At 74.9% G+C, this 10,481-nt stretch carries 11 protein-coding genes; 4 read left to right on the plus strand and 7 right to left on the minus strand.

Translation table 11 applies throughout. From position 1 onward, the window contains the following. Positions 1 to 319: 319 nt before the first annotated feature. The gene (locus tag ABZW03_RS28870; protein ID WP_355264432.1) at positions 320 to 886 is read right to left on the minus strand and encodes a DJ-1/PfpI family protein; all 567 of its coding nucleotides are present in this window, start codon (positions 884 to 886) and stop codon (positions 320 to 322) included. Positions 887 to 1,137: 251 nt separating this feature from the next. Here ABZW03_RS28870 and ABZW03_RS28875 point away from each other — a divergent pair, with 251 nt between their 5' ends. Then, positions 1,138 to 1,686, plus strand: a complete 549-nt coding sequence (locus ABZW03_RS28875; RefSeq protein ID WP_355264435.1) for an alpha/beta fold hydrolase — start codon at positions 1,138 to 1,140, stop codon at positions 1,684 to 1,686. Positions 1,687 to 1,721: 35 nt separating this feature from the next. After that, entirely contained in the window at positions 1,722 to 2,333 is a 612-nt protein-coding gene (locus tag ABZW03_RS28880) for a hypothetical protein (protein ID WP_355264438.1), read from the plus strand. A 41-nt stretch (positions 2,334 to 2,374) separates the two neighbouring features. On the opposite strand, the gene ABZW03_RS28885 is transcribed toward ABZW03_RS28880, so the two are convergent. The 6 genes from ABZW03_RS28885 to map all read right to left on the minus strand — a co-directional run bounded on the left by ABZW03_RS28885 (position 2,375) and on the right by map (position 9,109). Continuing rightward, on the minus strand, positions 2,375 to 2,713 hold the full coding sequence (locus ABZW03_RS28885) for a hypothetical protein (RefSeq protein ID WP_355264441.1): 339 nt from the start codon (positions 2,711 to 2,713) through the stop codon (positions 2,375 to 2,377). 89 nt (positions 2,714 to 2,802) lie between these two features. Further along, positions 2,803 to 5,127 carry a transglycosylase domain-containing protein gene (locus ABZW03_RS28890; RefSeq protein ID WP_355264444.1) on the minus strand — a complete coding sequence of 775 codons (2,325 nt, stop codon included), beginning with the start codon at positions 5,125 to 5,127 and terminating at the stop codon, positions 2,803 to 2,805. Between the two features lie 180 nt (positions 5,128 to 5,307). Next, positions 5,308 to 6,819, minus strand: a complete 1,512-nt coding sequence (locus tag ABZW03_RS28895) for an alpha/beta hydrolase (RefSeq protein ID WP_355264447.1) — start codon at positions 6,817 to 6,819, stop codon at positions 5,308 to 5,310. A gap of 194 nt (positions 6,820 to 7,013) precedes the next feature. Beyond that, positions 7,014 to 7,439, minus strand: coding sequence for an acyl-CoA thioesterase (locus tag ABZW03_RS28900; protein WP_355264450.1), 426 nt, complete (start codon positions 7,437 to 7,439; stop codon positions 7,014 to 7,016). A gap of 130 nt (positions 7,440 to 7,569) precedes the next feature. Continuing rightward, a complete protein-coding gene (locus ABZW03_RS28905; RefSeq protein ID WP_355264453.1) occupies positions 7,570 to 8,265 on the minus strand; it encodes an HAD-IA family hydrolase in 696 nt (231 codons plus the stop codon). A gap of 76 nt (positions 8,266 to 8,341) precedes the next feature. Continuing rightward, on the minus strand, positions 8,342 to 9,109 hold the full coding sequence (gene map, locus ABZW03_RS28910) for a type I methionyl aminopeptidase (RefSeq protein WP_355264456.1): 768 nt from the start codon (positions 9,107 to 9,109) through the stop codon (positions 8,342 to 8,344). Between the two features lie 321 nt (positions 9,110 to 9,430). On the opposite strand from map, the gene ABZW03_RS28915 reads away from it, so the two are divergent. Then, a complete protein-coding gene (locus ABZW03_RS28915) occupies positions 9,431 to 10,102 on the plus strand; it encodes a hypothetical protein (protein ID WP_355264459.1) in 672 nt (223 codons plus the stop codon). 23 nt (positions 10,103 to 10,125) lie between these two features. Continuing rightward, a complete protein-coding gene (locus ABZW03_RS28920; RefSeq protein ID WP_355264462.1) occupies positions 10,126 to 10,395 on the plus strand; it encodes a helix-turn-helix transcriptional regulator in 270 nt (89 codons plus the stop codon). Positions 10,396 to 10,481 lie beyond the last annotated feature (86 nt).

Raw genomic sequence — 10,481 nt, forward strand, 5'->3', positions numbered from 1 at the left:
GCAGGCCCGCGCCGACGGCGGCCGCCACGGCGGTGCGCAGGGCCGGCCTGCGGCGTCCGGCCGTCGAGGTGCTCGGAGCGGTCGAAGTGGTCGGAGTGCTCGAAGTGGTCGGGGCGTCGGCCATGCCGGCCTCCCTGGTCGGGGTCGTGGGAGCGGTCGACCGGGGTGCGGCCCCGGCTCCTGACACCGTGTCAGGCACCCGGGCGGGCGGGCGTCGGCCTCCGGTCGGTGTCCGACCCCCAACGAACCCGGAACGAACCCGGAGCCGTACCCCGAGACGGCTCGGGGTACGGCTCCGGGAACGGCGCCGGGACCTGCGTCAGGCGGCCGGGGCGTGCTTGCGCAGGACCTCGATGAAGGCCCGCAGCCACGCCGGGTGGTCGGGCCAGGCGCGGGCCGAGACGACCACGCCGTCCACCACCGCCTCGCCGTCCACGAACTCGGCGCCCGCCGCCTTGATGTCCGGCGCCAGCGCCGGGTAGGCGGAGCTGCGGCGGCCGTCCAGCACCCCGGCGGCGGCGGTGACGAGCGGCCCGTGGCAGATCTGGGCGACGGGCTTGGCCTCGGCGAAGAAGTGCCGGGCGATCCGCTGCACGTCCGGGTCGTTGCGCAGGTACTCGGGGGCGCGGCCGCCCGGGATGACCAGGGCCACGTAGTCGGCCGGCTCGACCTCGGCGAAGGCCAGGTCGGCGGGCCAGGTGTAGCCGGGCTTCTCGGTGTAGGTGTCGAACCCCTCGACGAAGTCGTGCACCACGAACTGGAGGCGCTTCCTGGTCGGGGCCGCGATGTCGACCTGGTAGCCCTCCTCGCGCAGCCGCTGGTACGGGTAGAACACCTCCAGTGACTCGGCGGCGTCCCCGGTGACGAGCAGGATCTTCGATGTCATCGCCGACATCCCTCCACATGGTCGAGCCTCAGGTCGGGTACGGGTGCCGGGCGGCGGCGGCCCGGGCCCGGTCCAACCTCCCGCACCGGGACACCGTTGGCAACGGGGCGCACCGGGCGCGTAACGGCGCATGCGGACGTGCGCGCGCCGGTTGCGGGGAGTGCGCGCCGGTCGGCCGCCCGGCTGCGGGGGCCGACGGCCCGCGTCCTAGACTCCTGCTGCTCATTGACCGTCCTGCTCCGGAGGAGCCCATGTCCGACCGCACCACCTACCTCGTCCTCCCCGGCTACCAGAACTCCGGCCCCGCGCACTGGCAGACCCGCTGGGAGGCGGCCGAGCCGGAGTCCTTCCGCCGGGTCGAGCAGGCGGACTGGGACCACCCGGACCGGCCGGACTGGGTGGCCCGGGTGGACGCGGCAGTGGCCGAGGCCGCCGCCGAGGGGCCGGTGGTGCTGGTCGCCCACAGCCTGGGCTGCGTGACGGCGGCGCACTGGGTGGCCACCGCCTCCGCCGAGCGGACCGCCGCCGTCCGGGGCGCGCTGCTGGTGGCCCCGGCGGACGTCGACACCGCCGAGGTCCCGGAGCTGACGGGCTTCCGCCCGGTGGCGCTGGAGCGGTTCCCCTTCCCGGCCGTCGTGGTCTCCTCCACCGACGACCCGTGGGTCTCCACCGAGCGGGCCCGCGCGTTCGCCGCCGCCTGGGGCGCCCGCTACGTCGAGCCGGGCGCGTACGGGCACCTCAACTCCGACTCCGGGCTGGGCGACTGGCCGGAGGGCCGCGAGCTGCTCGCCGAGCTGTGACCGTGTCGACGGGGGAACGGGGGGACGGGGGGACGATGAGCCGGGGGACGGCGAAGCGGCGGACGTCCCGGGCCAGGCGCGTGCTGGTCCGGCTGCTGGCGGCCGGCGGTCTGGCCGCCGTGCTGCTCTACACCGAGGGGCAGTGGGAGAGCCGCTCGGGCGGGCGGATGCTGGTCGCCGACCTGCTCAACCGGCCGGAGCTGCTGCTCGGCGGGGCCCTGGCGGCGCTGATCGCGGCCGCCTGGCTGGGCGACCTGCGCACCGCCGTGCGGACGGCCACCCGCACGGTCACGGTGACCGCCGGGGTGGTGTTCCTGCTCGGCGTGGTGGCCGCGCACAAGGTGTCGGCGGCCGAGACCCGCAGCCGGGAGGACGCCCCGGCCGGGGCCGAGCACGCCCTGATCGTGGTGCACCGCTCGTACGCCGCCGAGCCGAAGGCGGACGAGCGCTGGCAGGTGCTGCTGGAGAGCGGTGCGGGCTGGTCGGCCCGGCGCTGGTCGCTGGCGGACATCGGCCGGGGCCGGGGCGACGCCCGGCTGGTGACGGCGAGCTGGACCGGCCGCGCGCAGATCACCGTGGTGACCGACTCCTACCGGCGGGTGTTCAACCTCGACCAGGACAGCGGCGAGCCGGTCGAGGCGCGGTAGCCGCTGTTCAGCCCAGCCCGAGGAGGCGCGGTAGCCGCCGTTCAGCCCAGCCCGAGGGCGTGCGCGCCGAGCACCAGCAGGGCCGCGTTGCCGGCCGCGCCGAGGGCGGTGGCGGACAGGAAGCGGGCCGCGGTGCCGTCCGGGAACGGGTTGAGGGTCATCCCGTGCAGGTAGCCCGGCATCGTCCAGACCACCGCCGTCCACTGCCGCACGGCGCTCGCCGCGCCCGCCCCGGCCGCGGGCCCGACCGCCGCCGCGGCCTCCGCACGCGGTTCGGCGCGCAGCTCGTGGGCGGCGGCCAGGCCGATCACCAGGTAGCCGGCCAGGTAGCCGATCGAGGGGCAGAGGACGGCGGGGACGCCGAGGAAGCTGTGCGGCATGCGGTCATCGTCCGCCGACGGGCCACGGCCCCGCATGAGTACCCGTACTCATGCGGGGCCGTGGGTTCACCGGGCGACCGCCGCCAGGGTCACTGGTCCCCGGGGTCGGTGGCGTCGGGCGGGACGGCCGGCCCGGTGCGGCCGCTCGGGGCGGTCGGGCCGGTCGGCGCGGTGCCGCGCGGCCGGCCGGTGTTCCCCTGGCCCCCGGTGGTCGGGGCGCCGGTGCAGGTGACCGGGCCCGTCGAGCCGCTGGGGGTGGTGCAGCCGGCGTCCCGCCGGGGCGGGTCCGGGATGTAGACGGTGGTGAAGGGCTGCTCCGGCATGTCCCGGACCGCGTCGCTCATCGCCTGCTGCCAGATCGGCCCGGGGCCGGTGGCGCCGAAGACCTCGGCCTGGTACCTGCCGCCGATCCGGATGTTGCGCATCGGCACCTTGGTGCCCGGGCTGCCCAGCCAGACCGAGCCCGCCAGGTTGCCGGTGTAGCCGGTGAACCAGGCCGACTTCTTCTCGTCGGTGGTCCCGGTCTTGCCGGCGATCTGGCGGCGGTCGTCCAGGTTGAGGTCCCGCGCGGTGCCGCCCTTCTCCGTCACCCCGAGCAGCACGCTGTTGATCACGTCGGCGGTGGACTCGGACATCGCCGGGGCGCACCGGGCCTGCGGCACCGGGACGTCCGCGCCGTCCACGGTGGTGATCCGGTTGATCGCCAGCGGCGCGCAGTAGGTGCCCCGGGCGGCGAAGGCCGCGTACACGTTGGCCATGGTCAGCGGGCTGACCTCCTGGGTGCCGAGGCCGAGCCCGGGCAGCTCCTCCAGCGGCGAGCCGTCGGCCTTGCCCTCCATGCCCAGCTTGTTGGCCATCTGCTTGACCGCGCAGAGGCCGATCTCCTGCTCCATCTGCACGAAGTAGGTGTTCACGGAGAGCGCCATGGCCTGCTTGAGGTCGTACGGGCCGACCTCGCTCGGGCTCTCGTTGGGGATGCTCCCGTCCTTCTTGCCCTTGTTGAGGTTCTTCCAGGTGCCGTCGCAGGTCTTCGTCGTCGGCCAGTCCATCCGGTTGGGCGAGTCGTACCGCTGGGTGGGCGGCAGACCGGCCTCCAGGGCGGCGGCGGCCACGATCGGCTTGAAGTTGGAGCCGGGCTGGAAGCCGATGCCGCCGCCCATCGCCGCGTCCACGTTGTAGTTGACGACGGTCTCGTTCTTCTCCTTGGCCAGGCCGTACGGGCGGGTCTGCGCCATCGCCAGGATCTTGCCGCTGCCGGGCTCGACCATCGTCATCGCGGCCGAGACCGGGTCGGTGACGTACACCTTGGTGGAGACGGCGTTCTGGGCGGCGGCCTGCTTGTCCGGGTCCAGCGTGGTGTAGATGTTCAGGCCGCCGGTGTCCCAGAGCTTCTTGCGCTCCGCCGAGCTCTTGCCGAACACCGGGTCCTGCTTGACCACGTGGCGGACGTAGTCGCAGAAGAAGCCCATGCCCGCCTGGGCGGTGATGCAGCCGTTGCGCGGGTCCTTGTAGTTCAGGCCGAGCGGGGCGGCCTTCGCCTGCCTGGCCTGCTCCGCGGTGATGTGCTTGTTCTCCACCATCTTGTCGATGACGGTGTCGCGGCGCTTCTGGGCGGCCACCGGGTGCAGCTTCGGGTCGTACTGGGACGGGTTCTGCACCAGCCCGGCGAGCATCGCCGCCTCGGGCAGGCTGAGGTCCTTGGCGTCCTTGCTGAAGTAGCGCTGGGAGGCGGCCTGGATGCCGTACGCCTGGTGCCCGTAGAAGGTGATGTTCAGGTAGTTGGTGAGGATCTGCTCCTTGGTCAGGTCCTCCTCCAGCTTGATGGCGTAGCGGAGTTCCTGGATCTTGCGGCCGAGGGTCTTGCGCTGCGCCTCGCGCACCGCGTCCGCGTCGTCGCCGGCCTTCTCCACGTTGACGTTCTTCACGTACTGCTGGGTCAGGGTGGAGGCGCCCTGGACGGCGGCCCCGCTCTCCGCGTTCTTGGTGATCGCCCGCAGGATGCCCTTGAGGTCGACGGCGCCGTGCTCGTAGAAGCGGGCGTCCTCGATGTCCACCTGCGCGGTGCGGATCAGCGGGGACATCTGGTCGGCGGGTATGACGGTGCGGTCGCGCTCGAAGACCTTGGCGATCAGGCCGCCCTTGGCGTCGAAGATCTGCGTCGCCTGGGTCAGCGGCGGGGTCCTGAAGTCGTCCGGGATGCTCTCGAAGCCCTCGGCGCCGCTCTTCGCCCCGAGCCCGACCGCCCCGGCCGCCGGGAGGATCAGGCCCGCCAGCAGCACGCCGCCCAGCGCGCTGGCGCCGAGGAAGGTGGCCGCGTGGCCCAGGATGCCGAGCGGGGTCTCGCGGCGCCTCGGGCGCGGCACCCAGGTGTCGCCCGGGTCCGAGGCGGCGGGTATGCGGCTCTTCGGTGACATAGATCGAACATTACGGCCGCGAACAGGCCGTGGGGGGCGGGTGTTGGTGAAGGATTGTCACAAAATCGCGACGGATTCGACTCATTCCCGAGGGTCGAACGGACGTGCACGGCGGAGCAAGGGCCGTTCGCCCACGGCCCGTTGCCCCGCCTGCCCCGCGTACCGCTCCCCCGCCCCGGCTCAGCCGGCCGGGCAGCGGACGTCCCGGGCCGGGCGCCGGCCGGTGACCAGGTAGTCCGTCACCACCGCGTCGCCGCAGGCGTTCCCGTTGGCCCGGTACACGTCGTGGCCGCCCGAGTCCACCGTCACCATCCGGGCCCGGTCGCCGAACGCCGCGCGCAGCCTGAGCGCGCCCGCGTACGGGGTGGCCGGGTCGCGCAGGTTCTGGGTGAGCAGCACGTTCGCCGGGCCCCGGTCGGTCACCCGCACCGGCGGCTCGGCGGGGGCGAACGGCCAGAAGGCGCAGGGCATCGCGTTCACCGGCATGCCGGCGGTGAGCGGACGGGCGGCGCGCTCGGCGGCGGCGGCCTTGGCGTAGCCGGCCGGGTCGGCGGGCCACCGGACGTCGTTGCAGAGGGTGCCGACCGAGACCGCGACGGTGTTCTGCAGGGCCTGCAGGGCCTGCTCGCCCAGCACCGGTGCCTTGGGCAGGTCACGCCGGCCGAGACCGGCCAGCATCAGCCGCGCGACGGCCGGGAACCTGGCGTCCGCGTAGAGGCCCTCCAGCAGGGTCTCGCGCAGCACGTTGCCGTTCAGCTCCGCCGGGTTGGCGCCCGGCCAGGGCAGCGGGGCCCGGTCGAGCCGGGCGGCGAGGTCGAGGAAGAGCGGGCGGACCTCCTCGGGGGTGTCCGCGACCCGGTCCGGGTTGCCCGGCGCGGACGCCCACCGCGCGAAGTCCGGGAAGCGGTCCTCGGCGCCCGGGCCGAAGGCGGCGAGCCAGCCGCGGCCGACCCGGGACGGGTCCGGGTCGTCGTTGCTGTCCAGCACGATCCGGTCGGTCCGCTCGGGGAACATCGTGGTGTAGACGGCGCCCACGTAGGTGCCGTACGAGGTGCCCCAGACGGAGAGCCGGCGCTCGCCGAGGGCGCGGCGGATGCTGTCGATGTCGCGGGCCTCGTTGGCGGTGGAGATGCTGCGCAGCACCGGGCCGCCGGCGCGGGCGCAGGTCTCGGCGACCCGGCGGGCGGTGGCCAGGTTCTCGTCGATCGAGCCGTCGGCGGCCGGCCAGGGGCGCAGCTTGACCATCGCCAGGTCGGCGGTGTCCAGCCCGCAGCTGACCGGGGTGGAGCGGCCGAAGCCCCGCGGGTCGAAGCCGACCACGTCGTAGCGGTCGCGGACGGACTGCGGCAGGCGCCCGGCCATGCCCTTGACGAGGTCGATGCTGGAGCCGCCCGGTCCGCCGGGGACGGCGAGCAGGACGCCGCGGCGCAGGTGGGGGTCGGCGGCGGTGATCCGGGATATCGCGACGGTGATCCGGGGGCCGTCCGGATCGGCGTGGTCCAGCGGGACGGTGACGTCGGCGCAGCGCTGGGGGCTGTCGGCCGGGGCGCCCGGACAGTCCGTCCAGGCGAGGCGGTCGCGCCCCGGCTTCGAGGTGTCGGCCGCGCCGGCGGGCAGGGCGCTCAGCGCGGTGACGGCGAGGGCGGCGGCCGCGGTGACGGCGGCGGTGAGGGTGCGGGTGGGCTTCGGCATGCCCAGGAGTCTGCTGTGGCGGGGGACTTGGGCCCATCCGGACAGCAGGCCGGTCGGGGGTGGGGAAATCCCCCCGGCTGCCGGGGAGGGGCGGAGACCGCGTTCGGCGGCGGTCTCCGGCCGCGGAGGGTGAGGGCGGTGGGGGTGGTGGGACGGTGGGGGTGGTGGGGGCCTCGGCTCCGGGCCCGCTCGGCTCAGAGGCCGAGCACGGCGGGGTCGGCGGCCAGGGTGCGCAGCGGCTCGCGCGGGTCGGCGACCAGCTTGCGCTCCGCCAGGTCGAGGATGCCGCCGACGCCGGTGATCTCGGCGGCCAGCACGCCGTCCTCGCGGACCAGCCGCTGCACCACCTGGAAGGTCTTGCCGTCCCGCCAGGTGAACGAGCAGCCGACCTCCACCGAGTCGCCCGCGCGCAGCTCCCGCAGGTACTTGACCGTGGTCTCCAGGACCACCGGGCCGACCCCGGCGGCGACCAGGTCCGCCTGGCGGATCCCGGCCGCCCGGAGGTACTCCCAGCGGGCGTGCTCGGCGTACTGGAGGTAGACCGCCTGGTTGAGATGGCCCTGGGAGTCGGTCTCGTACCCGCGGACGGTGATGTGCGTGGTGAAGTCCTGATCACTCATGCCCCGCACGGTACTCCGGGCCGCCGGGGCCCCACCGCGTGTCCTCCGTCACCCCGGCCGGGCGGCCTTCCGGGCCGCCCGGCCCGGGCGGACTGCCTCTGTGTCAGCCGGTTCAGCCGGTACAGCCGGTTCAGCCCGGGACGACGCCCAGCAGCGCCGTGAGGGCGTCCGGGCGCCGGTCGACGGGCAGGTGCTCGACGGCGTGGAAGCCGCAGCCGAGCGCGGTCGCGCCGCCGTCGCAGACGAGGTCGTCGCCGACCATCAGGACGTCGGCCGGGGCGAGGCCGAGCCGCTCGCAGGCGGCCTCGAAGATCGCCGGGTCGGGCTTCTGGGCGCCCACCTCGCAGGACAGCACGTAGACGTCGACCAGCTCGTCCAGGCCGTGCGCGCGGAAGATCGGACGCAGGTCCCAGCCGACGTTGCTCACCACCGCGACCGGCACGCCCCGGCGGCGCAGCTCGCGCAGCACCGGGACGGCGTCCGGGTACGGGCGCCAGCTCGCCGGCGCGATGTGGGTGTCGTAGAGGGCGTCCACGTCGAGACCGGCGGGCGGCTCGGCGGCGCGGGCCAGCGCGGTGTAGGCGGTGCGGTGCAGTTCGGGGGTCAAGTCCCTGGTGTCCCAGGCCTGCTGGACCTCCGGCGGGATGCGGCGCGGCGGCACGCCGCCGGGCAGGGCGCCGAACTCCTCCAGCCGGGCCACCAGTTCGGCCGCCTCGCCGGCGGGCAGGGCGAGGCCGGTGGCGGCGGTGTGCGCCGCCAGCCACTCGGCGGTGGAGACGACCCTGAAGAGGGTCCCGGAGAAGTCGAACATCACGGCTTTGATCATGGCTGCGAGCCTAGCCCGGCCGACTGCCCCGCGGATCGGCTCAGGGCAAGGGCCAGGGCAGGGGGCCAGGCCAGGCTCAGGGCAGGGTCAGGATGCGCGGGCCGTCCTCGGTGATGGCGACGGTGTGCTCGACGTGGGCGGCCCGGCCGCCGTCGACGGTGCGCAGGGTCCAGCCGTCCGGATCGGCGCGGTGGTCGTCGCGGCCGCCGGCCAGCAGCATCGGCTCGATCGCCAGCACCAGGCCGGGGCGCAGCGGGTAACCCCGGCCCGGGCGGCCCTCGTTGGGCACGTGCGGGTCCTCGTGCATCCGGCGGCCGATGCCGTGCCCGCCGTAGCCGTCCAGCAGGCCGTACCGGCCGGCCCGGGCCACGGTGCCGATGGCGTGGGCGATGTCCCCGGTCCGGTTGCCGACCACGGCGGCGGCGATGCCCGCCTCCAGGGCACGCCGGGTGGTCTCGATCAGGGCGGTGTCCTCGGGACGGGCGGTGCCGACGGTGAAGCTGACCGCCGCGTCCCCGGCCCAGCCGTCCAGCAGGGCGCCGCAGTCGATGCTCACCAGGTCGCCGTCGCGCAGCCGGTAGCCGTCCGGGATGCCGTGCACCACGGCGTCGTTCACCGAGGCGCAGATGACCGCCGGGAACGGGACGGGAGCGAAGGCCGGGCGGTAGCCGAGGAACGGCGAGGAGGCCCCGGCCGCCTTGAGCACGCCCCGCGCCACCTCGTCCAGCTCCAGCAGGCTCACGCCGACCGCCGCCTGCTCCCGGACGGCCGCCAGCGCGTGCGCCACCACCCGCCCCGCCTCGCGCATCGCGGCCAGTCCGGCGTCCGACTTGAGTTCGACCATGGTGCAGCTCTCCCCTGAATCCAATTCTTATACCGGTATTTGTATCACGGTTGCTGGGGGATGGTCACCGGGCCGGGTCCGGCGGGGGCGGGCACGACGGAGCCCCGCCGCGGAGTATGCGGCGGGGCTCCGAATGGTCGACAACCGGTCGCCGAAGGCCTTCTGACGACGAATCGACTAATCGGGCAGGCGCGAGGCGAGGATCATCCCGCTCGAGTACCGGAGCAGGGCGCAGGCGACCCGCGGGTCCTCCAGCAGGCGTTCGGGGTCGTTCCCGTCCAGCGGCCGGCGGGGACCAACCGGTGGAACAGCCACCGCGCGATGGCGGCCTTCCACGTCTACGTCCACCTGGCCCTGCTGTGCTCCCTCGCCGAACAGCGCGCTCCCCGGCCGCGGGACGCCTACGGCCCGCTGGACGCCCCGAGTCCCATGACCCCGAGCCGCAAGGCCTTCGAACAGGCCCGCTACCTGGGCGAGAGCCTGCGGTCCGAGTGCTGGGAGGAACTCGGGCTCGCGGGCCGGCGCATGGTCGACTGGCTCGGCGCCGTCCTGGACGCCATGGACCCGGCCCCGCCGCCGGCCGGCTCGTTCCTCCACCTCGTCCTCGACCGCTACCTCAAGGAAGCGCGCCGGATCCGCCGGGCACCGCTCTCCGACGACCTGGCGGCCACGCTGGCGGCGCTCGGTCGGTCCGAGGCCGAGACCTTCCGGGCGGTCCTGTCCGCGGTCGGCGCCGGGGAGCACCCCGGTACCTCCGCGGACGAACCGGCGGCGGCGCCCGCCGACGACCACCCCGCGGCCTTCACCCGGCAGCGCCGCCACATCGCCGACACCCTGCTGCGGCTCGCGCCGAACGGCTACCGCCTCGACTCCCTGTGCCGGGCCCCGGGGCCGTCCGCGGACGCGATGGTGCGCGCCATGGTGGAGGCCTCCAGCCGCGAGCTGGCGGCGACCTCGGCGGTGGCGGCCGCCGGACCGCAGACGCGGGTTTGACTTCAGGGCCTAGGATCGAGCCCATGGTGAGGACTCCGCTGACCCCATGGGAGCGTGAGCGCGGCGAGCGCTTCGGGGCGCTGCTGCGCGAGGCGCGCGGCGAGCGCAGCATGGTCGAGGTGGCGGCGGCGGCGGGCGTCTCGGCGGAGACGCTGCGGAAGATCGAGACGGGCCGGGCGCCCACGCCGTCCTTCTTCACCATCGCGGCGCTGGCCTTCGCGCTCGACCTGTCCATGGACGAACTGGCCGCCGCGTGCGCGCCCCCGGAGGACGGCGAGGCGCTCTCCGCCTAGCCCGGCGCGCCCTGCTCTTCTCGGAGGCGGACACGGCGCAGCGGCTGGGACAGCGGCCCGCCCCGCGCGCGGTGCGCGGGGCGGGC

It is taken from the genome of Kitasatospora sp. NPDC004799, assembly GCF_040609095.1.
Taxonomy (GTDB): Bacteria; Actinomycetota; Actinomycetes; order Streptomycetales; family Streptomycetaceae; genus Kitasatospora.